Genomic DNA, 25,539 nt, shown 5'->3' on the forward strand with positions numbered 1-25,539 from the left:
TTTAGATCAAGAGTATTGACATTAATAATAATACAAATGATAATGATTTTCATTTATTAAATTAGAATGATAAGGTAATCGTAAAAATGAAGTATTCAAATCGATTCCGGTATCAAGGGATACTGATGCTGTCCGGCTTGGTGGCCAACAATCCTGGGTTTGCACAAGTGGCACCCCAAAATGAAAGAATCGTTACTTTGCCCCAGGTAAAGGTAATAGCCGCAGAAACTGAAACACCCCGCGTGGAATGGATAGACAGGCAAGCCTTGCAGGACGCAGGCATTGAAAGCTGGGCTGATTTGGGGCAACGCCTTACGCCAGGAGTGAACTTCAACCGTCAGAACAATAGTGTGAATATACGGGGCCTGGATGCCAACCGTATCCGGCTTACCGAGGATGGTGTACCCTTGCCATGGTTAAGCGATGGCAGCCGTGGCGTAAAAGGGGGGCTTGATGCCATTAACTTTGATTCCCTGTCAGCGATTGATATTGTCAAAGGGCCGGGAGCCAATCAAACCAATTCCATGACGGCTGCGATAGCCTTAACCAGTCTGTCGCCTGGTGACTTGCTGCCAAAAGGGCAGGATATCGGTTTTTTGGGTAAAACCACTTATTCGGGCCTTGATGACAGTGTTGGCGGAGATGTCGCACTGGCTACTCGCCTGGGTGAAAAAACCCGGATGCTGTTCCAGTATGCTTATAAAAAAGGGCATGAAATTAAAAATCATGCGAGCATCGGTGGCTATGGCGACAGCAGAACCAAAGAAGATCCGGCTGATTATCACCGGAGCTCGGCTTTGTTCCGTATTGAGCATGACTTGGCACCGGGGCATCTGCTTGGCCTGGGAGCCAGCCTGTTTCGGCTTGAAAGGGATATTGACAAGCTCAGCGAGCAAAATACATCCACATATCAAATTGGCGATAACCGGTCTAAAGAAGAAATCAGGCGTGACCGGATCTGGCTGGATTATGCGTATCGGTCAGAACGGCAATGGGCTACGCTGGACCAGTTGTCTATACTGGCTTACTGGCACAGGACCGACCTGATTAATGAACAGAATGCTTATCGCCAGAAGGATGCCAGGGCCAATATCATTCCCCGCGACCCTTACAGATATGGTTTTCCGTCAGGAAAATATGCCCGTCATAATCGTGTAGGGCAAAATGGCTGGGGCGGGAATCTGGATGCTTCGGGTTATTGGGGGGGTGAGCAGTTGCGTTCGCACTGGATGGCAGGTGCAGGATTTAACAGCGACCGTTATCGCCAGCATTCAGGAGGGGTGGATAATTGCCCTGTGGTTTCCCCCATGTTGCCGGCCCCGTTTGGCCCCCGTTCTTGCGAATTCCTGCACACCAATCAGGCGGATGTGCCCCGGGTTAAAAGCAATGACTGGTTTGCTTATGCCAAAAATACGTTTTCATGGGGTAATGGGCAATACAACCTGACACCTGGCCTGCGTTACGATCATTACGAGCGCAGCCCATCCGTGGCCGGAGATTATCTGAATAATCCCAACGGTGGCCTGGCGAAAATGGGCCCACGTAGCGGAGGACATTTTTCGCCATCCCTGGAGTTTACCTGGAACCCCAATGACGCGATCGCTTTGTTTGCCCGTTATGCACATGGTTTCAGGGCGCCTGACGCCCCCGAGCTGTATATGCAGTTTGGTTCTTCAGCCAATTACCTGCGCAAGGGTGAAGTGTCCCTGAGACCGGAAACCAGCCGGGGTTGGGAACTGGGTGTTGCCGTGAATACGGATACGGCTGGAGGATTACTCACTTTCTTTGACCAGCGTTATAAAAACTTTATTGAATCGGGGGTACCAGTGGCGGCCGATTCCATTTATGCGCAAATGATGCAAAACGGTTTGTATCCATTTGGCGTGTTTACCCATGCCAATCTGGACCGTGTCCGTATTTACGGCCTAGAGGCCAGCGCTTACTGGCATATGAATAACCATTGGTATACCCGGGGTTCCGTGGCATGGACGGTGGGCAAAGACCGCAGTATGGGTGATTACCTGAATTCGGTCGCACCACTCAAGGGCATCCTGGCGCTTGGCTACCAAAGCCCGCAATGGGGCGCTGAAGCCATCTGGACAATGGCCGCCAAACGCGACAAGGTCAAGTATCCCGATGCGACTGGCCAAGTGCCTTATCCCGATTTCAAGGCGCCCGGTTATGGCACGCTTGATCTGGTGGCGCACTGGACTCCTGAGGCGTTGAAGGGGCTGCGTATTCAGGCCGGCCTGATGAATGTGTTTGACAAAAAATACTGGAATGCCCTGAATGTGCCGACGGCGGGCAGCAGCCGGATTTCCCGCGGCATTGACTATTACACCGAACCGGGCCGTCATGCCACACTTTCTGTCAGTTACCAATACTAATAACCATAGTAACGTAAATTATTTTAAGGTGAAAATATATGAATCAATCATTTGAATCCCTGCGCAGTCAATGTGACCGCCTGCTGGCGCAGGAACCCAAGTTGCGAATCCGCAATGTGGCAGAGCGCCTGAATGTCAGTGAAATGCAATTGCTGGCCGCGCAATGCTGCGATGCCCAAGCGGTTTATCTGGGTACCGATGTCAAGGAAGTTTTTAAACAGCTGGTCACTTTGGGCGAGGTGATGGTCTTGACCCGCAATGAATGGTGCGTGCATGAGCGGCATGGCCTGTTTGAGGGTATCCAGGTGGGCCAGGCCTCTACTGGCATCGTCCTGGGGCCGGATATTGATTTACGGATGTTTTTTGCCTGCTGGAAAACGGCCTGGGCAGTCCGGCAGAACGGGCGGTTCAGTATCCAGTTTTTTGATGAAACCGGTATGGCGATTCACAAGGTTTACGGCACTGAAAAGACAGACAGGCAGGCTTATGAGGCGTTGGTCGAACGCTTCAGGACCGATTTGGCACAGGTGCCGGCCGTCAAGGTGCCCGAGTCTGGGCAAACCGGTCTTTCTGAACAGGCGCCGGCCCAGTTGCGGGACAACTGGTTGGGCATGAAAGATACCCATGCGTTTTTTCCTTTATTAAAAAAATGGAATGTCTCCCGCATAACCGCCTTGCAGGCCGCTGGAAATGATTTGGCCCAGCAGGTTGATAACGATGTCGTTGAGCGTATGTTGAAACTCAGTGTGGAACGGGAAATCCCGATCATGTGTTTTACCGGTAATCGGGGAATGGTGCAGATTCATTCTGGCGTGATCCATAAACTGTTGCGCACAGGCCCTTGGTTTAATATTCTGGATGCAAAATTCAATTTGCATTTGAATACATCCGCCATTGATTCCGTTTGGGTGGTGAATAAGCCAACCACTGATGGTTGGGTGACGTCTCTTGAGGTTTATGAAAAATCCGGCGAGATGATTGTGCAGTTTTTTGGCGTACGCAAACCGGGCATACCCGAGTTGCCAGCCTGGCGTAATTTGCTGGAATCTTTATGCAAGGAACCGCTTGCGGCTTAATAAGACCATGAAAAAATCATTGTTGTTTTTATTGGGGCTGTTTTTTGTACCCATGGTTTTTGCCGCCAATAAAGAGCGGGTCATCAGCCTCGGGGGCTCGGTGACCGAGATTGTGTATGAGCTGGGTCTGGGGGACAGTTTGATTGCCGATGATTTTTCCAGCCTGTACCCGGAAGCAGCCACTCATCTGCCCCGGGTAGGTTACTATCGTGCCGTACCCGTTGAGGGATTGGTGGCCATGCATCCGGATCTGATTCTGGCTTCGGAAAACGCGGGGCCTGCGCATGCACTGGAAAGTGTCCGCAAACTGGGTGTTGAGATTGTCAAGGTATCCGACCGCGCCAGCCTGGAATCCCTGTACGAGCGGGTGCGGCAGATCGCCAGGGTTTTAACTGTCGAAGACAAAGGGGATGCACTCATTGAGCAAATTCATGCCTCGGTGGCCCGGGCACAAGCCCGGCCCGGCAAAAACCTGAAAGCGGCCCTGATTATCAACCGGACAGGCACCCTTCAGGCTGCTGGCAGCCATACCGCCGCTTCCACCCTGATGTCGCTGGCAGGCTTGACCAATGTCCTGGAGCCGGCACAACAAGGATATAAAGCGGTATCAGCAGAAAGCTTGGTAAATTTCGGGCCTGAGCTTATCATTGTTACTGAGGGCTCGGTGCAGGCCAGTGGCGGCCTGGAAAAGCTCCTCAGGCATCCTGCGATTGCAACAACGCCTGCAGCCATCAACAAACGGATTGTCGTCATGGATGATCTTCTCGCCCTGGGTCTGGGACCCCGTGTCGCCCAGGCTATTGAACAACTTAAACTGGCATCAAATGCAGCACAGTAGTCATTACCGGAAAAACCTGTTTTCAGTCCGCATTATTTTTGTTTTGGCCATACTGGTGGTGATCAGCCTGATCGGGTCTGCCAGCACTGGTGCGGTTGCCATTCCCTTTGCGGACATTCCCGCTTTGCTATGGGGGCAAGTTCCTGAAAGCCAGCGCCTGATGCAGGCGGTGTTGCTTGATATTCGCCTCCCACGCGTCCTGTTTGGCCTGGTGGCGGGAGCCGCGCTGGCCCTGTCGGGAGCGGTCATGCAGGCCCTGTTCAGGAATCCGCTGGCAGAGCCCGGGCTGATTGGCGTTTCGTCCGGGGCGGCCTTGGGGGCCGTACTGGTTATTGTGTTGGCCAACACTGGCTTCTGGGGTATTGCCCTGGCGGCATTTGCAGGCAGCCTGCTTTGTACCTGGCTGGCTTATTGGGTAGGGTGCCGTTTTCCCGGGGTGGCGGGCCTGTTGCTGGCGGGCATTGCCATCAATGCCATTACCGGCAGCCTGATCGGCCTGCTTAGTTATATAGCCACCGATAACGAACTGCGGGACTTGACCTTCTGGAGCATGGGCAGCCTGGCGGCTGCGTCCTGGTCTACACTGGGTTTTATGCTGCCCTGGACGGTCGTTCTTTCCGTTTATGCCGTCCGGCAATGGAAAGCCCTGAATGCCTTGCTGCTCGGAGAGCGGGAAGTGGAGCATCTGGGTTTTTCCATGCAGGCTTTGCGGCGCCGGCTGATTGTTTGTGTGGCCCTGTTGATTGGTCCGCTGGTGGCGGTTACGGGGGGCATTGGTTTTGTGGGTCTGGTCGTGCCGCATATTATGCGGATGGTTATTGGTGCCAATCATCGTTATCTGTTGCCGGCTTCCTTTTTGGGGGGCGGCCTGGCCCTGATTTGGGCTGACTGGGTGGCCCGTACCATTATCCTGCCTTCAGAACTGCCCATTGGGCTGGTGACCAGCCTGATTGGCGGCCCGTTTTTTCTCTGGCTATTGATTCGCCAGATCAAGAGGTAATAATGACAAGTGCCATGAAAGGTAAGTCGCTGCGTGTTTATCGGCAGCAACGACGTATTCTTGATAATGTTTCCCTTTCCATTGAAAGCGGGCAGGTACTGGCTTTGCTGGGTGCCAATGGTGCCGGCAAGTCAACGCTGCTGTCGGTGTTGGCCGGTGAAATGAAGCAGGGACTGACTGCGCATGAGCGCATGGCCGTTACCCTTAACGGGACGGATATTTCCAGCTTGAGCGCGACCGAATGCGCCCGGCGGCGAGCTGTATTGCCGCAAAATGCCTCGCTGACCTTTGATATGAGCGTGCTGGAAATTATTGAAATGGGCATGTACCCGTTTGCAGGGATAACGCAGGAACAGGCCACGACTTTGCTTGAGCAGGCCCTGCAATGGGCCGATGTGCAGAGTTTACAAATGCGTAACTACCAGACCCTTTCTGGCGGAGAGCGGCAGCGGGTCCAGTTTGCCCGAGTGCTGGTGCAGTTGCTGGCCCTACGTGAACAGGACACGGCGGCCCGTTATGTCTTGCTGGATGAACCCACGTCAAGCCTGGACCCCAAACACCAGCAGCAATTATTAAGGACCCTGGGCAAGCTGGCCCGCCAGGAAAACATCGGTGTGCTTATTATTTTGCATGACCTGAATCTTGCCGCCCGTTATTGTGACCGGCTTGCCCTGCTATGCGAGGGCAGGCTGATTGCCTGCGATACCCCCGAAAAAGTGCTGACCCGAGAGAATCTGCATGCGGTGTATGGCATTTACGGGCAGGCCATTGCCCATCCGCTGGTGCCAGGTAAACAGCTGGTAATCTGGGAGTAAAACGCTTTTTACGGCAGGCTGTCATGGCAATGGTGTAATATCTCACCTTTTTCCTGAAGCAAACTAACAAAAGCAATCATCAGAATGAGTCAGTTGAATTATTTTGGCCGGGGCCTGCGCGCGGGGCTGCCCATCATGCTGGGCTATATTCCCGTTGCCATGGCGTTTGGCATAGCGGGTGCCAGCCTGGGTTTAAGTGCCTGGGAGCTCATTGCCACGTCATTGATTGTCTATGCGGGGGCCGGGCAATTTTTTATCCTGGCATCCTTGCAATTGGGCACGCCGCTGGTGACCATGGTTTTATTGGTGACCTTGCTTAATGCCCGTCATCTTTTGTATGGTCCGATTATTGAAAAATACCTGCCCAAGGGGCTGAAGAATCGTCTGGTCAAGGCGTTTTACCTCACCGATGAGGTGTTTGCGACCTGTTATGTGGGCATGGGTAAGGTGGAAAATGCGGCCCGTGGCAGTTGGTATATGGGCCTGGGCATATTGGCCTGGCTGTCCTGGGCTACTGGTACGGCCATTGGTGTGTTTGCCGGTGATGAGTTATTAAAGGCTTTTCCGGTGGTTGAAAAAACCCTGGGGTTTGCCTTGCCGGCCATGTTTGTGGCGGTAACGGTGCAAAGTATTCAGCCCCCTATGTTAAAGGCCATGGCCGCCGGTGTCGTAATTACGATAGGGGTGGTATCACTGGGCTTCCCAACCCTGGCCATTCTGGTGGGGGCTTTTGGTGCCTGCCTGTTTTATACCCCCGGAGACGACAATGCAAAAGTATGAATATGTGATTGCCATGGTGGCCATGGGGGTGTTCACTTACTTGATGAGAGCCTTGCCGTTTGTTTTGATGCAACGCAGCCGCCTGCTGTCACGCCTGAATTCGGGCCGGTTTGCCATCATGGGCCCGGCCTTGCTGGTATCAACCACTACGGTGGTGCTGTATTCGGGATTGGCAGAAACCACGTCATGGCAGGAAGTGGGCGCTTATGTACTGGCGGTGCTGATTCTGTTTGGCGTGCTGAAGGCGGCCAAAAACACCGGCCTGGCCATGTTGGTGGGGATGCTGGCTTACGGTTTCCTGATGTGGCTGGTGTAAACACTGCCCGGTATTTTATTAAGGCAGAAATTCGGTTTTTATTTGAAGCCTAAAATGGATGCGGGGTTTATAAGTTGAAAAAAACGGGTTGGCAGGGTAAAGGAGACCCTGCGTTCATCGCATCGCTAACGGCATTACAGCAAAAAGGGCCTGCCGGTTACGGGGGTGGTGGGTGTGGCCATATCCTGTCTGGCCATAATGCCGGCTTCATAAGCCATCCGGCCCGATTGAATGGCCAGTTTGAACGCTTCGGCCATTTTGACCGGATCATGCGATTGTGCAACGGCGGAATTTAACAGGACTGCATCAAAGCCCAGTTCCATGGCTTTCACCGCATCAACCGGGGAGCCAATGCCGGCGTCTACCACCAGCGGCACATTGGGCAGGCGGGCACGCAAGGTTCTTAGGGCAAAGGGGTTAACCAGTCCCTGGCCCGAGCCAATGGGGGCGCCCCATGGCATTAAAATGCGGCAACCGGCATCCAGCAGGCGGTTGCAAGTCACCAGGTCATCGGTGCAATATGGGAAAACCTCAAAACCGTCCTTGACCAGTTGCGTGGCGGCGTTAATGAGTTCAATCGGATCGGGCTGCAAGGTGTAGTCATCACCAATTACTTCAAGTTTGATCCAATTGGTATCAAAAATTTCCCGTGCCATATGCGACAGGGTAATGGCCTCTCGGGCGGTTTTGCAGCCAGCCGTGTTGGGCAGAAGCCGGGCACCATTTTGTTTGAGTATTTGGAAAAAAGCATTGGACACCCCGTCGGTCGTGCTTTTGCTCAAGGGATTTTGTCCGGGGGCAAGCTGGCGTTTAAGGCCAACGGTAACCACCTGTGCGCCCGAGGCGGCGATGGCATCCTGTAAAACCTTGGGTGAGGGGTAGCCGGCTGTGCCAAGAAAAAAACGACTGGACAGCAGGGTATCTGCAATAGTGAATGACATATTATTCCTGCTTAGCCACCGGTAATGGGTGAAAAGGTGAAGACGGCATCGTTGGCTTGCAATGTATAGGTTTCACGTGCCGAACGGGAAACGAAAATTTCATTGACGGCGGTGGCGACGGCGGTTGGGTCAGTTTCCTGACGGGCTTCGGTTTGTAATTGTTCAACCAGGGCGGCCAGTGTAGTGCCCTGTTCAACTGTGCGCTCAAGACCATTAACTGAAATTGAAATTGTTGTCATACCTGCAATAAAGAAAAGTCAGCGGAAAAGACCGATTTTAAGGCGTTTTCAACCATAGCGGGTGCAATTAGCCAGCCATGGCGAAACAAGCCGTTAATGCGGGTCAGGCCAGGCTCGGTTTCAATGCGCGGAAAGTTGTCAGCCAGGGCGGGGCGCAGGTTGACTTCCGAGTGAATGATTCTGCCTTCGGCGATTTCCGGTAGAATACTGTGGGCGGCAGCCAGCAGTTCAACCGTGGTACGGACTGAAACGGGGGAGCGGTCTTCGCTTTCGATTTCACTGGCACCGACCACGATGGTATCGGGTGCGCGCGGAACAATATAAACCCGGTAGCGGGGGTGAAGCAGGCGAATGGGACGGTGCAAACTGACGCCTGGTGCCTGGACCCAGAAAATTTCTCCGCGCACGCCCCGTACATTCTGGCAGGAAAGTTCGGCATGGTTATGCATGGGTTTGTCACGGGCACCAACGCCACGGGTATCAAAAACCCAGTCGAAGGTATGTTTTTCGGTGCCGGTATGAATGGTATGCGGCGTCAGCAAGGTAACCGGCCGGTTCCAGTGCCATTGCACATTCAGGGCAGATGCCGCCAACGCCTGCATGGCCTGTACCGTATGAATCTGGCCTTCGTTGGCCAGCAGCCAGGTGTGGGAGGGGCCTTGTATGGATGGCTCCAGTCGGGCCAGTTCCTGGCGTGGCAGGGGTTGGGGCTGATCGTGTTCGGGGGCTTTTGCCCTAAGCAGGGAGACCAGCCGGTCTGCGGCACCTTCATCACCGCGGTGCGCCACCAGCAGACTTCCTTTAAAGTGCAACTCAACCGGCAGACTCAGGCGGGGAACCAGGTTTGCCCATAAATCCAGCGATCGCTTGCCCAGCTGAAAGACGTTTTCATCACCGCTTTCCAGTTCGGCAACTGGGCTAAGCATGCCCGCCGCCGTCCAGCCGGCGGCAACCGGACTGGACATGGATGGGGCCGGGTCAAACACACTTACCTGGTGACCCTGTGATGACAAAACAAAAGCGAGCAAACGGCCTGACAGGCCGGCTCCGGCGATAGCGATTTTCATGTTTTTTCTTTGCCTGTTGATTGGTTTTACTGAAGTAAGGCAACATTATAAACAGGCAGGCTTGCGCCAGTGACAACATTGGCGGCTGGTTCCGGGTTTAATGATAAAGATCAAATTTCAACGGCCCAGTTTTTGTTGCAACTGTGGCCCGTATTGCCTGGCCACTGCTTCAAGGTCGGTATAAATTTGTTGGGTACATGTTTCGCTGGACTCTGACAGACAGATGCGGATATGTTGCTGGATATTCAGCCAGGCTGCATGGGGGGCAGGCACATTGACGATATCCACGTTTTCGGCCAGTGCGGTAAAGCGGCCGTCACGGTTAGGATCTGCGCCAATCAGTCTTACCCGGGCCACTGCCTGGTCCGGGTGGTTAACCAGTTGCAGGACAGGGGACATCATGATCCGGTTTTGCAGTTGCGCAACGATATGGGTGCCAATGGCATCATTGGGGGTGTTGCCACTGACATAAACCGGAATTTTGGCCAGTGCGGCGGTAGCGCAGGTACTGGCCAAGACAGCCGCCAGCAATTTGTAAAAAACGGATTTTTTCATTTCTGTTGTTCAGCATTGACTATAATGTCAACATCATACGACTTTTCTGGTTCAGAATTGTTTTAATAACGGTTAAATCAACTACAGCATATTTCAGCAGTGTCACTATCTTCAGCCAGCCAGGTTTTACAAACGGTCTTTGGCTACGAATCTTTCCGGGGCGAACAGCAGGCCATTGTCGAACATCTTGTTTCTGGTGGGGATGCGCTTGTCCTGATGCCCACCGGTGCCGGCAAGTCCTTGTGTTACCAGGTGCCTGCCTTGGTCAGGCAAGGATGCGCTATTGTGGTGTCTCCGTTGATTGCCTTAATGAAAGACCAGGTGGATGCCCTCAAAGAGCTGGGTGTGCAGGCGGCTTACCTGAATTCCACCCTTGATTGGTCGGAAATCCGCGCGGTAGAGCGGGACTTTTTGCGTGGTGAGCTGGACTTGCTTTATATTGCGCCAGAGCGTTTGCTGGGCGAGCGTTGTCTGCAATTGTTAAGCCAGGGAAGAATTTCCCTGTTTGCCATTGACGAAGCGCACTGCGTATCCCAGTGGGGGCATGATTTCCGGCCTGAATACATGGGCCTGTCCATCCTCCATGAACGCTGGCCCCAGGTGCCGCGAATTGCTTTAACCGCTACCGCTACTACCCATACCCGCCAGGAAATCATTCAGCGTTTGGCGTTGGGTGAAGCCAAACAGTTTATTGCCAGTTTTGACCGGCCCAATATCACTTATCACATTGTTGAAAAGCATGATGTCCGTCGCCAGTTACTGCAGTTTATCCGTCAAGAGCATATGGGTGACTCGGGTATTGTGTATTGCCTGTCACGCAATAAAACCGAAGATATTGCCAAATTCCTGAATAAGGAAGGGATTAAGGCCCTGCCTTATCATGCCGGTCTGGATGTGGCCCGTCGGGCCGAACACCAGGCCCGTTTCCAGCAGGAAGATGATCTGGTCATGGTGGCCACCATTGCCTTTGGCATGGGTATTAACAAGCCCGATGTCCGTTTTGTGGCGCATATTGATCTGCCCAAGTCGGTCGAGGGCTATTACCAGGAAACCGGCCGTGCCGGACGTGATGGCCTGGCAGCAACCGCCTGGATGGCCTACGGCCTGCAAGATGTGGTGCAGCAAAGAAAAATGATTGAAGATTCAAATGGTGATGAAGTCTTCAAGCGTCGTTCGGCGGCCCAGCTGGATGCCATGTTGGGGCTTTGTGAGACCGCGCAGTGCCGGCGGGTTCGTTTGCTGGCTTATTTTGACCAGCATATCGAACCTTGCGGTAATTGTGATGTGTGCCTTAACCCGCCCAAAATGTGGGATGGTACGGTGGCTGCACAAAAAATCCTGTCAGCGGTTTACCGGCTGTTCAAGGAACGTGACCAGCGTTTTGGCGCCGGCCATATTATTGATATTTTGCGCGGCAAGAAAACCGACCGGGTGACGCAAAACCGGCACGATACCTTAAGTGTGTTCGGGGTGGGGCAGGATTTAAGCGATTCGGCCTGGCGTAGCGTATTGCGACAGTTGCTGGCCAATCATTATCTGGCACTGGATATCGAAGGTTATGGCACCCTGGCATTAACGGAAAAAAGCCGGGCGGTGCTCAAGGGTGAAGAGGTGCTGATGCTACGTCAGGAGTCCGAGCGCATGGCATCCAAGTCACGCAACATTATGCCCAAAGCCAGGAAGCCGGTTATCAGTCTTCCGCCCGAAGCCGAGGAGCGCTTCGTCCAGCTTAAAAAATGGCGGCTGGCCATTGCCCGGGAACATGAAGTGCCAGCCTATGTGATTTTCAATGATGCCACCTTGCGGCAGATTGCTCTGAATAACCCGGAAACGCTTGAAGATTTAAGTTTTGTCAGCGGGGTGGGGGCGCATAAGTTAGAGGCTTACGGCGAAGCGATTATTGAATTTCTTGATCAAATGTAGTGTTGAGCGGATCCCACCATGTGGTGATAGCGCCTCACGTTTTACGCATTCTGAACCAGAAGAAGCGATGCTCCAGTGTGGGAATGGGGATACAGGCTTAAAACAGCTTTCCGTCTTCACCTCGTGAAGGGGGTTGCAGCCCCAGGTGGCGCCAGGTGGTTAGCGTGGCAATGCGTCCACGGGGTGTTCTTTGCAGGTAACCGTGCTGGATTAAATAAGGTTCTATCACATCTTCAATCGTGTCGCGTTCTTCGCCAATGGCAGCGGCCAGGTTATCAACCCCAACCGGGCCTCCGTCAAATTTATGAATGATGGTGTCCAGCAGTTTTCGGTCCATTAAATCCAGGCCTTGCGGATCAACCTCCAGCATGCTTAAGGCGGCACTGGCCGACTCTACCGTTACCACACCATCCGATTTGACATCGGCATAATCGCGCACCCGGCGTAGCAGGCGGTTGGCAATGCGTGGCGTACCCCGGGCCCGCCGGGCAATTTCCCGTGCCCCGTCTTCGGTCATGGTGGTGTTTAGCAAAGCGGCACTGCGGCTGACAATTTGAGTCAGGTCTTCGGTGTTGTAGAATTCCAGCCGGGCAACAATCCCGAAGCGGTCACGCAAGGGGTTGGTCAGCATGCCTGCACGCGTAGTGGCGCCCACCAGGGTAAAGGGTTGCAAGTCGATTTTGACACTGCGTGCAGCCGGACCCTCGCCAATCAGAATATCAATCTGGAAGTCTTCCAGGGCAGGGTAAAGGATTTCCTCAACCACTGGCGACAGGCGATGGATTTCATCAATGAAAAGCACATCATTGGCTTCAAGATTGGTGAGCAGGGCGGCCAGGTCGCCCGGGCGCTCCAAAACCGGGCCCGAGGTTTGCCTTAACTGGGAGCCCATTTCATGGGCAATAATATGGGCGAGTGTGGTTTTGCCCAGCCCCGGAGGCCCAAATAACAGGACATGATCCAGGGCTTCCTGGCGTTTGCGGGCTGCTGTGATGAAAATTTCAAGCTGTTCGCGAACCCGGTGCTGGCCGGTATATTCGGCCAGGGATTTGGGGCGCAGGGCGCGTTCAACCGATTCCTCATTGGGTGAACTGGCTTGTGGGGAAACAATCCTGGCGGGCGGACTGCTGGATAAGGAATCGTTAAAAATGGCCATGGTCGTGCTGCGCAATAATGGAAAAAGACATCGCTGTATTGTAATCTCTTTTGGAGACTGTATGTCCATACAGCGATGTCTTTAATGCACAGTCGGCCCTATATTGCCATAAGGCCGGTTTTGAATGGCTGCCTTAGCGGTAAGCCAGATCACGCAGTACCAGGGCAATCTCAGGTACATAAGTGATGATCATCAGGCACAATACCGTGACGCCTACAAAGGGTAGCAGGGGTTTGATGAGCTTTTCGATGGGCAGTTTGGCCACCGTGCAGGCAGCAAACAGGTTTACGCCAAATGGCGGAGTAATCATGCCAAGGGCCAGGTTAACCACCATGATGATCCCGAAGTGGGTTGGGTCAACGCCAAACTTGATTGCAACAGGCAGCAGTAACGGGGCCAGCACCACGATAGAGGCTGAAGTTTCAATGAACATGCCAATAAAGAACAGGGCAATGTTCACGCCCAGCAGGAAGCTGACTTTGTCGCTGAACAGCATGCTCAGCCACTCTCCCAGGGCATTGGGTACCCCGGCACGGTTAAGCAGGAAGCCGAAAAGACCGGCATTGGCAATCACGAACATGATAACGGCCGTGGCAATCACGGTTTTACGGAAGGTTTCCGACAGCTGCCCAAAACCAATTGTGCGATAAATGAAGATACTCACGATCAGGGCATAAACGACAGCCACCACCGATGCTTCGGTAGGGGTAAAGATGCCGCCATAAATGCCGCCCAGAATAATTACGGGCATGAGCAGGGCCAGCCATGCCTGCTTGAAGGATTCCCAGATGCCCAGACGGCCTTCACCGTCGTTTTTGCCATAGCCATGGCGTTTGGCGTACAGCCATACATAAATAACCAGGGCAAAGGCAATCAGCATGCCTGGCAGGATACCGGCAATGAAGAGCTCACCCACATCGGTTTCGGTGGACACCGCAAACAAAATCATGGGAACCGATGGCGGAATAATCACGCCGAGTTCGGCAGCCGTTGTCTGCAAGGAGGCGGCAAACGGTTTGGGATAACCATGCTTGACCATGGCGGGAATTAAAATGGCCCCCACCGCAAAGGTGGTAGCCACGCTTGAACCGGCCACTGCGGCAAAGATCATGCAGGTAATCACGCAACTGCACGCCAGACCACCTTGCATGTTGCCTACCAGGCTTTTGGCGAAATTGACCATTCTGGTGGATATGCCGCCCGCTTCCATGAGGTTGCCGGCCAGAATGAAGAAGGGAATGGCCACCAGCGGGTAAGAATCCAGTGAGGCGTAAATTTTCTGGGCGATAACCAGCCAGTTAATGCCTGCAACCTGGACACCGATAAGACTGGCAAGACCGATGGAAATAGCTACTGGTACTGTCAGCGCAAAGAACAGTAGCATTGAAAGAATCATTAATTGAGACATAAAATTAACCTGAATATTAAGCGGTAACGAATGCAATGGCCCTACAGGGGGGCGATTTTATCGTTGGATTCAGCCGATCCCTGTGACCAGTGAACAATCACGGCAATCAGGGCCAGAAATGAGCCGATGGGAATGGCGGCATAAATCCAGGCAATACTGAATTCCAGACCGGCAATGGTCTGGAACCGGAAGCGATAGGCAGCCATGGCCCCCACCCAGGTCAGGATACCCAGGAAGGTGCTGGTAATAACCATGACCAGCGTCGCTAACCAACGTTTGTATTTTTCATTCAGGGCATTTTCAAGCATTTCCACTTTAAGCATGGCACCCTGGCGGCAGGCCAGCACCAAGCCCAGCAACACAACCCAAATGATGGCGCAGCGGGTCCAGACTTCGGTCCAGTCGGCGGGTGATTCAAAGACAAAGCGGCTGACAACTTGATGGAATGAGGCAATCACGGCAGAGAGCAGCAGCAATTGCGCCATTATGGACACCAGTCTGAAGACAGACTTGTCCAGTAATTGAGTGAGCGATTTCATGGCAATTTGAAGAGTTGGGGCTGAAAAACCATTCAGCCCCGCAGGAAAAGAAAAAACTTATTTTGTGTTCTGGATGGATTCAATCAGTTCTTTCGAGAATTTTTTGTGGAATTCAGGATAGACATTGTGAACAATTTTGGCAAATTCGGCACGATCAACATCCTGGGTGATTTCCATGCCTTCTTTGGTCAGTGTTTCAAGACCTGTTTTTTCTACATTGTCAACGAAATCGCGCATGCCTTGGGCGGCTGCCAATGCAGCTTCCTTGAGTTTTGCCTTGTCTTCGTCAGACATGCTGTCATAAACCATGGGGGAAACCACAATTACGGCAGGACCATACACGTGTCCGGTCAGGGACAGGTGTTTTTGCTGGGAAGACAGCTTGGCGGAAACAATCACTGAAAGCGGGTTTTCCTGGCCATCAATGGTGCCTTGCTGCAGGGCGGTCTGCACTTCAGGCCAGGCCATGGGGGTTGGCAACATGCCCAGTTCCTTGAAGGCGGTAATGTGAATCGGGTTTTCGGTAGTGCGGATTTTCAGGCCTTTCAGGTCTGCAGGTGTCTTTACGGCATGTTTGCTGTTGGTCAGGTGACGGAAACCTTGCTCACCCCATGCCAGGGCCACCAGGCCACGTTTGGGGAATTCGGCCAGCAGTTTGTTGCCGATATCGCCATCCAGCACTTTGCGGGCATGGTCCAGGTCACGGAACAGGAAAGGAATGTCGAAAACACCGGTTTGTGGCACAAAGTTCAGGGTTGCGCCAGTAGATAAAATGGCGGCATCCACCGTACCGATTTGCAGGCCTTCAATGACTTCACGTTCGCCGCCCAGGGCGCTGTTGGCAAACTGTTCAATTTTAATTTCACCATTAGTGCTTTTGCCAATAGACTCTTCAAAGGCCTTGGCACCGGCACCATAATGAGAGTCTTTAGACAGGGCATAAGCCATTTTCAGGGTTTTCTCGGCCATGGCTGCGCTTGAAAAACACAGGCTGCTGATGGCGGTGGCAACAAGAACTTTTTTAAACCATTGAGGACGCATTTTATTTCCTTGAAATTGAGTATATAAAATTTAATAAATTATTTTGCCAGTGATTTCAAAGCCATACGGATGCCTTCTGAAACGGTAATTTCAACAGGCAAGGTTTTAAGCGCAGCTTGTGACTCCCGCTCTGAATATCCCAATGCGATCAGGGCATTAAGAATATCGGTTTGACTGTGGTTGACTGAATTTATTTGTGTGGAGTGAGTATCTCCCAGTTTGCCGCGCAGTTCAAGCAAAAGGCGTTCGGCGGTTTTTTTGCCAATGCCGGGAACCTTAAGCAGCAAGGCGGCATCCTGGTTGGCGATGGCGTTGGCCAGGTCGCTTACGCTCATCCCTGAAAGCAGGGCCAGGGCGGTACGTGATCCGATGCCACTGACTTTGATCAGGGCCCGGAAGGTGCTTCTTTCTGCCGCATGCAGAAAACCAAACAGGGTGTGGGCATCTTCCCGGACCGCCAAATGCGTGAACAGGGTCACTTTGGCACCCAATTCGGGCAAGTCGTACAGGGTACTCATGGGAACATCAATGTCGTAACCGACCCCGTTGACATCCAGGCAGACAGTGGGAGGCAGTTTTTCGATAAGGGTTCCGGTAAGACGTCCGATCATAATAATGCAATATAAAAAAAGGTTAACCAATCAGCCTGCCAGCCCGCATGCGTGATTGATGGCTTAGCTGGCTTTGCTCGTGGGATTTGAGCTTTTGTAACAGGGGATTGGCGTGGGCATGGCAGATGGCACAGGCCAGGGCATCGGCCGAGTCAGATGAGGGCAATCCATTCAGGGACAGCAGGTGTTGAACCATTAATTGCACCTGTTCTTTTTTGGCGTGCCCGTTGCCCACAACGGCCTTCTTGATTTGCAGGGCCGTGTATTCGCTGACATTCAGATTGCTGTCTGCCAGTGCGCACATGGCTGCACCGCGGGCCTGTCCCAGCAAAAGCGTGGATACCGGGTTGGTATTGACAAACACTTTTTCCAGCGCCGAGTCATCGGGTTGATGAGTCTGGATCACTTCACGAATATTGTCCAGGATGGCTTTGAGTCGCTGGTAAAGGGGCAGTTCGGTGGGAACGACAATGGTGCCACTGGCCACATATTGAATACGCATACCACTGGCTTCGATCACACCGAAACCGGTGCGTCGAAGGCCAGGATCAATACCAAGTATGCGCATTACAGATTAGTGACGGAAGTGGCGGGTGCCGGTAAAGACCATGGCAATACCGTGTTCGTCGGCAGCGGCAATCACTTCATCGTCACGGATGCTGCCACCTGGTTGAATAATGCAGTTGGCGCCGGCGGCAACGATCACATCCAGGCCGTCACGGAACGGGAAGAACGCGTCGGACGCAGCGGCGGAATTCTGCAGGGACAGGCCGGCGTTTTCAGCCTTGATGGAAGCGATGCGGGCAGAGTCGATACGGCTCATCTGGCCGGCGCCAACACCCATGGTCATGCCGTTGGCACAAAACACGATGGCGTTTGATTTGACGAATTTAGCCACATTCCAGGCAAACAGCAGGTCTTGCATTTGCTGTTCGGCAGGTTGTTTTTTAGTGACCACTTTCAGGGCGCTGGTATCCAGGTCGAAGGCATCCGGGTCCTGGACCAGCCAGCCACCGCCCACGCGTTTGATGTCAAAGTCGTTTTTGCCATTGCCCATGGCCAGTTCAAGCACGCGCACATTTTTCTTGGCAGCCAGCAGCTCCAGGGCTTCGGCGGTGTAAGAAGGCGCCAGCAGCACTTCCATGAATTGCTCGCTGATTGCTTGTGCGGTGGCCAGGTCAACCGTACGGTTGAAGGCAATAATGCCGCCAAATGCGGAAGTGGGGTCGGTCTTGAAGGCTTTCTGGTAGGCGGCAAGTGCAGATTCGGCCACGGCGACGCCACAAGGATTGGCGTGTTTGACAATCACGCAGGCGGGTGCCTCGAAGGTGCGGACACATTCCCAGGCAGCATCAGAATCGGCAATATTGTTATACGACAGTTCTTTGCCCTGTAACTGGCGATAGCGTCCCAGCAGGCCTTCGGGGGCATTGGGGTCTACGTAGAAGGCAGCTGATTGGTGCGGGTTTTCACCGTAACGCAGTTCCTGGTGCTGTTGAACCTGCACGGTTAACACGGATGGCCATTGCTTGCGGGCCGGTTCGGCGTTTTGTGCCGGAGCGGCATCGGCCAGGCTGGTTAAGTAGTTGGTAATGGCGCCGTCGTAAGCCGCAGTGTGGGCATATACCTTGCTGGCCAGTTTCAGGCGCAGGGCATAAGAGGTTTGGCCATTTGCATCAATTTCCTGCAAGACCTGGTCGTAGTCGGCAGGGTCAATCACGACAGTCACACCACCGGTTTCAGTACCATGGTTTTTGGCCGCGGCACGCAGCATGGCGGGGCCGCCGATGTCGATGTTTTCAATCGCGTCAGCAAAGTTGCAACCAGGCTTGGCAATGGTTTCACGGAAAGGATACAGATTGACCACCAGCAGATCGATGGGGTCAATATTGTGTTCTTTCATGGTGCTCAGGTGGATGTCGTCATCGCGACGTCCCAGCAGGCCTCCGTGAATTTTGGGGTGCAGGGTTTTGACCCGGCCGTCGAGGATTTCAGGAGAACCCGTGTGTTCGGCAACTTCGGTAACGGCAAGACCGGCCTGTTTCAGCAGGGCTGCAGTGCCGCCGGTGGACAGTAATTTAATGCCACGTTGTGCAAGGGCTTGGGCAAATTCGACAATACCGGTTTTGTCTGAAACCGAAAGTAAGGCAGTTGAAAGTTTCATGTTGATTAGATTAAGTGATGTGTAATAAGTTTTTTACGCAGGGTATTGCGAGTAATGCCAAGCATTTCAGCCGCCTTGGATTGGTTGCTGTTGGCTTTTTGCATAACAACTTCAAGCAGCGGTTTTTCAACGCAGTTGTTAACCATTTCCCAAAGATTGCTCGGGTTGCTGTCGCCGAGTTCCTTGAAATATAGCTCTAGGTTGGTACGGACACACTCTTGAAGATTTTGAGTATTATTCATGGCGTAACGATATTAGTGGAATTATATTATTGGATATAAAAATACAAGGGGATTTTCAGTGGGCCGGGCTGGTTGCCGGTTGCTGCCCTTGGCGGATAATCAGCTGATCAAACCATTGCTCTACGGCCGTGTACTGATCATGACTGTTGTCGATTCGGTTCATCCTGTCACAAAAAGAGTCTGCTTCAGGCAGTTTGCTGATGTACCAGGCGATATGCTTGCGGGCCGATCGAACCCCGGTGTATTCACCATAGAAGGTGTAGTGATGATGCAGGTGTTCAAGCAGGACTGCTTTCATGTGCCCGTAACCGGGTTTTGGCAGCAACCGGCCGGTATCAAGGAAATGATTGATTTCCCTGAAGATCCAGGGGTTTCCCTGGGCTGCGCGGCCAATCATGATGGCATCTGCTTTGGTATAGTCTAGTACGTATTTTGCCTTATAGGGATCGGTGATATCCCCATTTGCAATAACTGGAATTGAGATGTTGGCCTTGACCTGGGCAATGGTGTCGTACTCGGCCTGACCGGTGTAAAGGTCGCAGCGGGTGCGGCCATGCAGCGTTAAGGCGGAAATACCCAGGTTTTCGGCAAGACGGGCCACGCGCAAGGCGTTTTTGTTTTCCCGGTCCCAGCCGGTTCTGGTTTTAAGGGTAACCGGTACGTTGTAGGGGGTACAGGCCTTGACCACACGTTCAATGATTTGGGCAACCAGCGGCTCATTGCGTAGCAGCGCGGAACCCGAAGCGACACTGCAGACTTTTTTGGCTGGACAGCCCATGTTGATGTCAATGATGCAAGCGCCTTTTTCTATGTTGAATACGGCGGCTTCAGCCATCATGTCAGGGTCAGCACCGGCAATTTGAACGGCGATGGGGTCTACCTCGCCTTCATGGTTAAGGCGTCGCGAGGTTTTGACACTGTTCCAGAGTTTTGGGTTGCTGGCTGCCATTTCAGAAACGGCATAACCTGCTCCCAGCCGCTTGCAAAGCTGGCGGAAAGGACGATCGGTCACTCCCGCCATGGGAGCGACAAAAACAGGGTTGGGAAGGTGCCAGGGACCAATATGCATGCGTAGATTTTAACCAATTGGGCTGTCGCTGAGTAAAAAATGAGCGATTTGCCTGAAAAATTCAGTTTCTGAAGCCCTGTAACAAATGCATGGCCAGTGGCTGACGCAGGGGTTTGAGCAAGTCCATGCCCAGCAGGCTTAGGCCACAACCATGCTCTACCAGCGGATTGCCGGTTGAAAAAATACGCGGCAGGAAATCGGTAAGCTCACAGGTTATCATGCGGTCAAGTTTTCGGCTGTTGGCAAACTTGTCCAGGAAAGGAGCGGCAGCCTGGCTGGTGTCAAGCATCCAGGGTTTGAGGCAATGAACCAGGGTGGCCACATCGCGAAGACCCAGGTTCAGGCCCTGTCCGGCAACCGGATGAAGGGTTTGGGCGGCATTGCCAAGGGTGGCAATATGCCCGTTAACCGTGTTTTTGCTGGCGCTTAAATGTAACGGGAAAACAGCACGTTTTTCAAGGGCGCTTAGCAAGCCCAGCCGCTCACCAAAATGCCCGGTGAGGGTTCGGGAGAAAGTGGCATCATCAAGTTGGGCCAGTTCCCGGGCACGTGCTGGCGAAGTGCACCACACAATAGACTGGGCATCCTTGTAGATGGGGTGTGGCAGGACGGCCAGGGGGCCTTCCCGGGTGAAGCGCTCCCAGGCCCACCCCTGTTTGGGGAATTGTGCCCGTGCAGAGGTAATCAGCGCATGCTGGTTATATTCGCGGTGAATGCCCTTGGGTTTGATGCCGTCACATTGGACCGCGATGCGGGTGCGCCAGGTTTTCTCGCCCTGCGTGACAATAACCGGGGCCTTGTCGTTTTCCTGGGCGGCGCTGGCCAGCTCACCACTGAGCACCGTGACCGGCAGCTGTTGAAGCCGCTCTTGCAGTTTGCGATACAATTCCGCATAGGCAACCACGCTGCCCAGCATGGGTACATTGAAGTCTTTGTTTGAAATGAGCGTGCGACCCAGGCGGTTTTTTTGTGAAACATGAACGGTTTCTATGGTGGCGCTGTGGTCTGGCCAAAGGCGGTGTTTTTCAAGAAAGACCTTGCTGCCGTAATTAAGGGCCAGGACACGTGTGTCTTTGGCAGGGTCATGCCGCTTGTTCAGACCCTGAAAAAGGGCAATGCGTAAAGAACCCTGGCTGACAGAAGCCAGTGTACAGGCCAGTGCACAGCCGGCAGGACCGGCACCCAGTATCGCAATATCAAAATCAAATTCTTCCATGATGGCCATATTTTAGCGCTTCTTTTGAGCAGTTCGGCGGTAATTTCATTTTTTTGCGCTTTTGGTGATTATCCCGAAAACGGGGCAACAGCTATTACAATACGCTATCTGCATGATTATAATAGTTTAATTAATTTTTTTCGATCGGTGGTTTATGAATCTGGACCTGATGCATTGGCTGCAGCCATGGGAGTTTTCTCCTACTCTGGTCATCGCTTTTCTTGGCTGCGGTATTTTGTTCATGCGCGGCACTGCCGTGCACAAGGTTACCCGTACCCGGCAATGGCTGTTCTGGATCGGGTTTTTCATGATTTACCTGTCTTTGCATACGCATATCGACTACTATGCCGAACGCATGTTTTTCATTCACCGCATACAGCATGTGGTACTGCATCATTTGGGGCCACTTATTGTCATGGCGGCCTATCCGGGCCAGGTTATGCGTGCTGGGCTGCCATTGCGGGCAAGGGTCTGGCTGAAAAATTTCCGTCAAACTTTTTCCGGCCGTTTCATTGAAGGCGTCCTGACCAATAAAATCTTTGTGCCGGTCCTGTTTGTCATGCTGGTGTTGGTCTGGCTGGATCCCACCATTCAGTTCTATTCCATGCTCGACTGGAAGTTGTACCGGCTCATGAACTGGTCGGTCGTCATTAGCGGGTTTATGTACTGGAACCTGGTGCTTGACCGTCGCCCCTCCAATCCGCCGCTGCTGACGGCTAAAACCTGGCTGGGCCGTATGGGGCAGTGGTGTGTCAAAGGAGGCTCTCCCGCCGTCATGTCACCCGGAGCCCGTGTGCTTTCCCCCATTTTGACCATGTTGCCGCAAATGGTGGCGGGCGCTTATATTGCCTTTACCTCGGTTGATTTATACCCCCTGTTTGATCTATGCGGCAGGGCATTGCCCATGAGCGCCCTGCAAGATCAAAGTATCGGCGGTCTTACCATGTGGATCCCGGCAGCGTTGGTAGAGTCTTTTGGCTTGCTGGTGGCCTTGGCTAACATGATGCGCCTGTCGGCCAAGGGACGTTTGCGTTCCACCTTCAGGGGAAAGGAAGTGGGGCGCCTGCCGGCAGGTGTGCTTTAGCCGCCCTGGCAGAAAAACTGCTCTAACCGGTGCGCTAACCAGTTAAAGTTTGAGGGAAAGGGGCCGGTTGAAAAACCGGCATGGCCACCTGTTTTGGGCAGGTGCAGGGTAACAGAGGCAGAAATATCCCTGATGCCGGGTAGCGAGTTTTCTGGAATGAAGGGATCGTTTCTGGCGTTCAGGACCAGGGCTGGAATGCAGATGTCTTTAAGAAATGCTTTGCTTGAACAACGGGTCCAGTAGTCAAGCGCGCCTTTGAAACCATGCACCGGAGCCGTATAGGCATCATCAAAATCAAACAGGGTTTTGGCCTGCTGTATTTTATCAATATCAATGTCATCGGGAAACTGCCGGCTTTTTTCCCTGATTTTCTTTTTCATGGTTTGTAAAAAATGGGGTGTATACACGAAACGCCCAAAAAATCCGGTTTCCAGCTGCTTTCCGGTTGCCAGCAGGTCCAGAGGCACTGAGATGCCTGCCACAGCCTGAAGCCAGCTCAGGCTTTCCTGTTGTTCTCCGGCGTATTTCAGCAGGGCATTGCCACCCATGGAAATGCCACAGGCATGCCAGCGTGCGTTTGGCAGACGCTGGCGTACATGATTGAAAATAGTGTGAATATCGGTAGAGTCGCCGGAAAAGTAGGACCGGGGCAGTTTGTTGGCCTCTCCTGAGCAGCCACGGAAATGGGCAACCGCGACCACCCAGTTTTTTTGCCGGAAATAATGGCAAATGGCGCGGGCATAATGGCTTTGGCTGCTGCCTTCCAGTCCATGAAACAAAACCAGGGCGGGGGGTGCGCCGGTTAGGCTGCCAGGGTTTGTGGTTTGCCCTTTCTGACAAACAGCGGGGGCGACTGGTCTATTGCTTTCGGGGGCCAGCGGGTGCAGGCCTGGAATATTCCAGTCTATGTCAATAAAGTCATTATCGGTGGTAATGACTCTTTCACGGGCATAGAAGATTGAAGGTCGTGGCACGAATCGGGACGCAAAGATGGTTTGCGATTGTCCGTCGGGCAACCATTTTGGAGAAGGACAGGCACTAAAATCCAGCTGGGTCTTCAAGGGCAACGGCTATTTAAAAGTTTAATGGAGCAGCATGCTGACTGCCGGATGCAATTCGTCAAGGACGGTATCAGGAGGCGCCAGAGAGGCATGGTGAAGGATAATATGCCAGCCACTGCGGTTTTTTTGGTAAATATTGGTGACGTTGCAAAGCATTTCTTTCTGGCCCATTGATGTGGCAAGGTAATGTCGTTCGAGAATGGTATGAACAACGATCATGCCGTGGTGAAAAATGACCGGTATTTTTGCTTCGATGCTAAGAGGCCCTTTGGAAAGAATTTCTTTCCAGGAAGCCTGGATGGCCTGATGGCCCACCAGGCGTTCACCATTAGGGTGGATGCAGACAATATCTTCATCATCAGCCCAGGTTTGCATGAGTCTGTTCAGGTCTGCTTCGCGAAGCGCTTCGTAAAAAGACTGCTCAACCTCGGCAGGGCTGGTGAAAACACTGCGTTTGATGGCTCCGGGTGTTTTAGTGCCCATGCACTTTTTCGCCTTCTTTCAGTTTGTACTGGGTGCCACAGTATGGGCAACTGACTTCACCGGTTTTGGTAACATCCAGAAAAACACGGGGATGCAGGCTCCAACGGGGAGCGTTGGGGCCTGGGCAATGTAAGGGCAGGTCTTGTGCGGTAACAATAATGGGGTCTTGTGTTGCTTGAGATGACATTTTTTTCCTTCTGGGCATGCAATAGCCGAAACATTAAATTTTCACAAAAACAGGGCTTGGGCGCAAGCGTTGCAAAATAAGCCTGTTTCTGGATGAAACCTGGCTTTATTTTAATGAAAACATCCTGGCTTTGCTAGAATTCGCTTTACGGTTAATAATTTCAATCATTGTACAAGGAAGTCGTTTTGTCTGTGCAGTTATCTACAGGCGTGAAATCGCTGCCTCCACGGCTTTCAATCAAAAAAATGGCCTGGTTCATGGGAAGCAGGCATATTGCGCCCAATCTGTTTGCCCTGTCTGTGTGGGGGTTTGTGACAGGGGTTGCCATGGTTAATTATGGGCTTGCCGCCTGGCAAGCTTTGCTGATGTCTTTTTTGGTCTATGCCGGTTCGTTGCAGTTGACGGTGGCTCCGTTAATGGCCCTGAATGCGCCCTTGTGGGTTGTTTTTTTTGCGGCTATGGTTGTTAATCTGCGCTTTATTATTTTTGGCGCCAGTTTATATCCTTATTTCAGGCATTTTTCTGTTTGGCGACGAATTGTGGCCGGATATTTTTTAACCGATGTCGGGTTTGTCCTGTTCATGAACCGCTTTCGCGCGCAGCGGATTGGCCGTATAGGCATGTATTACGGCTACTTTATGTCGGCGTCTTTCCTGTTATGGCTGGTCTGGCAGGTTTCAACCGTTTTGGGCATTTATGTCGGCAGTTATATTCCGGGCTCCTGGTCACTTGAATATGCGGGCGTTTTTACTTTGCTGGCTATTGTCATTCCCATGGTCCGGACCCAACCCATGCTGGTCACGGTCGTGGCGGCGGGAGCCGCATCCTGGTTGGGGCAACAGTTACCTTTCAGACTTGGCCTGTTTGTGGCAATTGTTGTAGGTGTAGTGGCAGGCGTACTGGCCGAGAAGTATGGCAAGAATGCCGGAAAAGCCCGAAAAGGGGTGTGAATATGAGTGTTGAATATGTGTTGAAGGCCACTGCATTGATGGTGTTGTGCGCTTTTATTACCCGCGTGGGTTACTTGCTGATTGGCGGTTATATACCGTTGTCTGATAATGTAAAAAGCGGCTTGCGTTATGCGCCCGTCGCCGCGTTGGTAGCCATTATCGTGCCCAGTCTGCTGCCCTGGGCGCAAGGCGAAACACCTCGCATAGGGCCTGAAATGTTTGCGGGTATTGTTGCCGGACTGGCGTTTTTTCGCTTCCGCAGTATCCTAGTGCTGATTGTTGCCGGCATGGGAACCTTATGGCTATTACGCTGGTTTTTTGGATAAATTCAGCCTGGACTTTCGTGAATCGGCTATTATGGGATGCCAGAGTAGTAAAATAAGCGGTTAAT

At 52.7% G+C, this 25,539-nt stretch carries 28 protein-coding genes; 11 read left to right on the forward strand and 17 right to left on the reverse strand.

Features of this window, described 5'->3' with window-relative positions; all coding sequences use genetic code 11:
• The first annotated feature begins 86 nt into the window (after positions 1-86).
• The 7 genes from IE074_RS10510 (at position 87) to IE074_RS10540 (ending at position 7,212) form a co-directional block, all read left to right on the forward strand.
• A complete protein-coding gene (locus IE074_RS10510) occupies positions 87-2,387 on the forward strand; it encodes a TonB-dependent hemoglobin/transferrin/lactoferrin family receptor (RefSeq protein WP_189385424.1) in 2,301 nt (766 codons plus the stop codon).
• Positions 2,388-2,425: 38 nt separating this feature from the next.
• Positions 2,426-3,463 (forward strand): hemin-degrading factor, encoded by a 1,038-nt coding sequence (locus tag IE074_RS10515; RefSeq protein ID WP_189385425.1) that lies wholly within the window; start codon positions 2,426-2,428, stop codon positions 3,461-3,463.
• A 7-nt stretch (positions 3,464-3,470) separates the two neighbouring features.
• Positions 3,471-4,301: a heme/hemin ABC transporter substrate-binding protein gene (locus IE074_RS10520; protein WP_189385426.1), complete on the forward strand. Its 831-nt coding sequence runs from the start codon at positions 3,471-3,473 to the stop codon at positions 4,299-4,301.
• 52 nt (positions 4,302-4,353) lie between these two features.
• On the forward strand, positions 4,354-5,301 hold the full coding sequence (locus IE074_RS10525; protein ID WP_373297814.1) for a FecCD family ABC transporter permease: 948 nt from the start codon (positions 4,354-4,356) through the stop codon (positions 5,299-5,301).
• Positions 5,302-5,315: 14 nt separating this feature from the next.
• Positions 5,316-6,116 (forward strand): heme ABC transporter ATP-binding protein, encoded by an 801-nt coding sequence (locus tag IE074_RS10530; RefSeq protein WP_169295331.1) that lies wholly within the window; start codon positions 5,316-5,318, stop codon positions 6,114-6,116.
• A gap of 84 nt (positions 6,117-6,200) precedes the next feature.
• Positions 6,201-6,896 carry an AzlC family ABC transporter permease gene (locus IE074_RS10535; protein WP_189385428.1) on the forward strand — a complete coding sequence of 232 codons (696 nt, stop codon included), beginning with the start codon at positions 6,201-6,203 and terminating at the stop codon, positions 6,894-6,896.
• Positions 6,883-7,212, forward strand: coding sequence for an AzlD domain-containing protein (locus IE074_RS10540; RefSeq protein ID WP_189385429.1), 330 nt, complete (start codon positions 6,883-6,885; stop codon positions 7,210-7,212). The genes IE074_RS10535 and IE074_RS10540 overlap by 14 nt, the downstream gene beginning before the upstream one ends.
• A gap of 134 nt (positions 7,213-7,346) precedes the next feature.
• Here IE074_RS10540 and IE074_RS10545 read toward each other — a convergent pair whose 3' ends face one another.
• The 4 genes from IE074_RS10545 to IE074_RS10560 form a co-directional block, all read right to left on the reverse strand.
• The gene (locus IE074_RS10545) at positions 7,347-8,153 is read right to left on the reverse strand and encodes a thiazole synthase (protein WP_169295328.1); all 807 of its coding nucleotides are present in this window, start codon (positions 8,151-8,153) and stop codon (positions 7,347-7,349) included.
• Positions 8,154-8,164: 11 nt separating this feature from the next.
• Positions 8,165-8,392 carry a sulfur carrier protein ThiS gene (gene thiS, locus IE074_RS10550; protein WP_189385430.1) on the reverse strand — a complete coding sequence of 76 codons (228 nt, stop codon included), beginning with the start codon at positions 8,390-8,392 and terminating at the stop codon, positions 8,165-8,167.
• On the reverse strand, positions 8,389-9,459 hold the full coding sequence (locus IE074_RS10555) for an FAD-dependent oxidoreductase (RefSeq protein WP_189385431.1): 1,071 nt from the start codon (positions 9,457-9,459) through the stop codon (positions 8,389-8,391). The genes thiS and IE074_RS10555 overlap by 4 nt, the downstream gene beginning before the upstream one ends.
• Positions 9,460-9,576: 117 nt before the next feature.
• On the reverse strand, positions 9,577-10,014 hold the full coding sequence (locus tag IE074_RS10560) for a hypothetical protein (protein WP_189385432.1): 438 nt from the start codon (positions 10,012-10,014) through the stop codon (positions 9,577-9,579).
• Between the two features lie 99 nt (positions 10,015-10,113).
• On the opposite strand from IE074_RS10560, the gene recQ reads away from it, so the two are divergent.
• On the forward strand, positions 10,114-11,937 hold the full coding sequence (recQ, locus tag IE074_RS10565; RefSeq protein ID WP_189385433.1) for a DNA helicase RecQ: 1,824 nt from the start codon (positions 10,114-10,116) through the stop codon (positions 11,935-11,937).
• Between the two features lie 97 nt (positions 11,938-12,034).
• Here the strand turns inward: recQ and ruvB are convergent, their stop codons facing one another.
• From ruvB to IE074_RS10615, 10 genes are all read right to left on the reverse strand, one after another.
• Positions 12,035-13,093, reverse strand: coding sequence for a Holliday junction branch migration DNA helicase RuvB (ruvB, locus tag IE074_RS10570; protein WP_189385434.1), 1,059 nt, complete (start codon positions 13,091-13,093; stop codon positions 12,035-12,037).
• Positions 13,094-13,226: 133 nt separating this feature from the next.
• Positions 13,227-14,501, reverse strand: coding sequence for a TRAP transporter large permease (locus IE074_RS10575; RefSeq protein ID WP_189385435.1), 1,275 nt, complete (start codon positions 14,499-14,501; stop codon positions 13,227-13,229).
• A gap of 41 nt (positions 14,502-14,542) precedes the next feature.
• A complete protein-coding gene (locus IE074_RS10580) occupies positions 14,543-15,040 on the reverse strand; it encodes a TRAP transporter small permease (protein ID WP_189385436.1) in 498 nt (165 codons plus the stop codon).
• Between the two features lie 57 nt (positions 15,041-15,097).
• Positions 15,098-16,081, reverse strand: coding sequence for a TRAP transporter substrate-binding protein (locus IE074_RS10585; protein WP_189385437.1), 984 nt, complete (start codon positions 16,079-16,081; stop codon positions 15,098-15,100).
• Between the two features lie 38 nt (positions 16,082-16,119).
• A complete protein-coding gene (gene ruvA, locus IE074_RS10590; RefSeq protein WP_189385438.1) occupies positions 16,120-16,692 on the reverse strand; it encodes a Holliday junction branch migration protein RuvA in 573 nt (190 codons plus the stop codon).
• A 22-nt stretch (positions 16,693-16,714) separates the two neighbouring features.
• On the reverse strand, positions 16,715-17,260 hold the full coding sequence (gene ruvC / locus IE074_RS10595) for a crossover junction endodeoxyribonuclease RuvC (RefSeq protein ID WP_189385439.1): 546 nt from the start codon (positions 17,258-17,260) through the stop codon (positions 16,715-16,717).
• Positions 17,261-17,266: 6 nt separating this feature from the next.
• Positions 17,267-18,856 (reverse strand): bifunctional phosphoribosylaminoimidazolecarboxamide formyltransferase/IMP cyclohydrolase, encoded by a 1,590-nt coding sequence (purH, locus tag IE074_RS10600; RefSeq protein WP_189385440.1) that lies wholly within the window; start codon positions 18,854-18,856, stop codon positions 17,267-17,269.
• A 5-nt stretch (positions 18,857-18,861) separates the two neighbouring features.
• On the reverse strand, positions 18,862-19,098 hold the full coding sequence (locus tag IE074_RS10605; RefSeq protein WP_169295316.1) for a helix-turn-helix domain-containing protein: 237 nt from the start codon (positions 19,096-19,098) through the stop codon (positions 18,862-18,864).
• Between the two features lie 55 nt (positions 19,099-19,153).
• Complete coding sequence (gene dusB / locus IE074_RS10610) at positions 19,154-20,167, reverse strand: tRNA dihydrouridine synthase DusB (RefSeq protein WP_189385441.1); 1,014 nt, start codon at positions 20,165-20,167, stop codon at positions 19,154-19,156.
• Between the two features lie 61 nt (positions 20,168-20,228).
• Positions 20,229-21,392: an FAD-dependent monooxygenase gene (locus tag IE074_RS10615; protein WP_425549738.1), complete on the reverse strand. Its 1,164-nt coding sequence runs from the start codon at positions 21,390-21,392 to the stop codon at positions 20,229-20,231.
• A gap of 145 nt (positions 21,393-21,537) precedes the next feature.
• On the opposite strand from IE074_RS10615, the gene IE074_RS10620 reads away from it, so the two are divergent.
• Entirely contained in the window at positions 21,538-22,467 is a 930-nt protein-coding gene (locus IE074_RS10620) for a cytochrome c oxidase assembly protein (protein WP_189385442.1), read from the forward strand.
• On the opposite strand, the gene IE074_RS10625 is transcribed toward IE074_RS10620, so the two are convergent.
• Genes IE074_RS10625 through IE074_RS10635 form a run of 3 tightly spaced genes read right to left on the reverse strand, consistent with a single transcriptional unit; the run spans position 22,464 to position 24,198 of the window.
• Complete coding sequence (locus tag IE074_RS10625; protein WP_229793990.1) at positions 22,464-23,528, reverse strand: YheT family hydrolase; 1,065 nt, start codon at positions 23,526-23,528, stop codon at positions 22,464-22,466. The genes IE074_RS10620 and IE074_RS10625 overlap by 4 nt on opposite strands.
• Before the next feature lie 21 nt (positions 23,529-23,549).
• On the reverse strand, positions 23,550-24,011 hold the full coding sequence (locus tag IE074_RS10630) for a YybH family protein (protein ID WP_189385443.1): 462 nt from the start codon (positions 24,009-24,011) through the stop codon (positions 23,550-23,552).
• Complete coding sequence (locus tag IE074_RS10635; protein WP_189385444.1) at positions 24,001-24,198, reverse strand: zinc-finger domain-containing protein; 198 nt, start codon at positions 24,196-24,198, stop codon at positions 24,001-24,003. The genes IE074_RS10630 and IE074_RS10635 overlap by 11 nt, the downstream gene beginning before the upstream one ends.
• 191 nt (positions 24,199-24,389) lie before the next feature.
• On the opposite strand from IE074_RS10635, the gene IE074_RS10640 reads away from it, so the two are divergent.
• Positions 24,390-25,148 carry an AzlC family ABC transporter permease gene (locus IE074_RS10640; protein ID WP_229793991.1) on the forward strand — a complete coding sequence of 253 codons (759 nt, stop codon included), beginning with the start codon at positions 24,390-24,392 and terminating at the stop codon, positions 25,146-25,148.
• A 2-nt stretch (positions 25,149-25,150) separates the two neighbouring features.
• Positions 25,151-25,474, forward strand: a complete 324-nt coding sequence (locus tag IE074_RS10645; protein WP_189385445.1) for an AzlD domain-containing protein — start codon at positions 25,151-25,153, stop codon at positions 25,472-25,474.
• Positions 25,475-25,539: the final 65 nt, after the last annotated feature.

Origin of the sequence: Advenella faeciporci, assembly GCF_014652395.1 — a bacterium.
GTDB classification, from domain to species: Bacteria; Pseudomonadota; Gammaproteobacteria; order Burkholderiales; family Burkholderiaceae_B; genus Advenella; species Advenella faeciporci.

Coding starts and splice junctions, on each gene's coding strand:
- IE074_RS10510 (WP_189385424.1), top strand. CDS start 87: ATGAAGTATTCAAATCGATTCCGGTATCAAGGGATACTGATGCTGTCC.
- IE074_RS10515 (WP_189385425.1), top strand. CDS start 2,426: ATGAATCAATCATTTGAATCCCTGCGCAGTCAATGTGACCGCCTGCTG.
- IE074_RS10520 (WP_189385426.1), top strand. CDS start 3,471: ATGAAAAAATCATTGTTGTTTTTATTGGGGCTGTTTTTTGTACCCATG.
- IE074_RS10530 (WP_169295331.1), top strand. CDS start 5,316: ATGAAAGGTAAGTCGCTGCGTGTTTATCGGCAGCAACGACGTATTCTT.
- IE074_RS10535 (WP_189385428.1), top strand. CDS start 6,201: ATGAGTCAGTTGAATTATTTTGGCCGGGGCCTGCGCGCGGGGCTGCCC.
- IE074_RS10540 (WP_189385429.1), top strand. CDS start 6,883: ATGCAAAAGTATGAATATGTGATTGCCATGGTGGCCATGGGGGTGTTC.
- IE074_RS10545 (WP_169295328.1), bottom strand. CDS start 8,153: ATGTCATTCACTATTGCAGATACCCTGCTGTCCAGTCGTTTTTTTCTT.
- thiS (WP_189385430.1), bottom strand. CDS start 8,392: ATGACAACAATTTCAATTTCAGTTAATGGTCTTGAGCGCACAGTTGAA.
- IE074_RS10555 (WP_189385431.1), bottom strand. CDS start 9,459: ATGAAAATCGCTATCGCCGGAGCCGGCCTGTCAGGCCGTTTGCTCGCT.
- IE074_RS10560 (WP_189385432.1), bottom strand. CDS start 10,014: ATGAAAAAATCCGTTTTTTACAAATTGCTGGCGGCTGTCTTGGCCAGT.
- ruvB (WP_189385434.1), bottom strand. CDS start 13,093: ATGGCCATTTTTAACGATTCCTTATCCAGCAGTCCGCCCGCCAGGATT.
- IE074_RS10575 (WP_189385435.1), bottom strand. CDS start 14,501: ATGTCTCAATTAATGATTCTTTCAATGCTACTGTTCTTTGCGCTGACA.
- IE074_RS10580 (WP_189385436.1), bottom strand. CDS start 15,040: ATGAAATCGCTCACTCAATTACTGGACAAGTCTGTCTTCAGACTGGTG.
- IE074_RS10585 (WP_189385437.1), bottom strand. CDS start 16,081: ATGCGTCCTCAATGGTTTAAAAAAGTTCTTGTTGCCACCGCCATCAGC.
- ruvA (WP_189385438.1), bottom strand. CDS start 16,692: ATGATCGGACGTCTTACCGGAACCCTTATCGAAAAACTGCCTCCCACT.
- ruvC (WP_189385439.1), bottom strand. CDS start 17,260: ATGCGCATACTTGGTATTGATCCTGGCCTTCGACGCACCGGTTTCGGT.
- purH (WP_189385440.1), bottom strand. CDS start 18,856: ATGAAACTTTCAACTGCCTTACTTTCGGTTTCAGACAAAACCGGTATT.
- IE074_RS10605 (WP_169295316.1), bottom strand. CDS start 19,098: ATGAATAATACTCAAAATCTTCAAGAGTGTGTCCGTACCAACCTAGAG.
- dusB (WP_189385441.1), bottom strand. CDS start 20,167: ATGCATATTGGTCCCTGGCACCTTCCCAACCCTGTTTTTGTCGCTCCC.
- IE074_RS10615 (WP_425549738.1), bottom strand. CDS start 21,392: ATGGCCATCATGGAAGAATTTGATTTTGATATTGCGATACTGGGTGCC.
- IE074_RS10620 (WP_189385442.1), top strand. CDS start 21,538: ATGAATCTGGACCTGATGCATTGGCTGCAGCCATGGGAGTTTTCTCCT.
- IE074_RS10630 (WP_189385443.1), bottom strand. CDS start 24,011: ATGGGCACTAAAACACCCGGAGCCATCAAACGCAGTGTTTTCACCAGC.
- IE074_RS10635 (WP_189385444.1), bottom strand. CDS start 24,198: ATGTCATCTCAAGCAACACAAGACCCCATTATTGTTACCGCACAAGAC.
- IE074_RS10645 (WP_189385445.1), top strand. CDS start 25,151: ATGAGTGTTGAATATGTGTTGAAGGCCACTGCATTGATGGTGTTGTGC.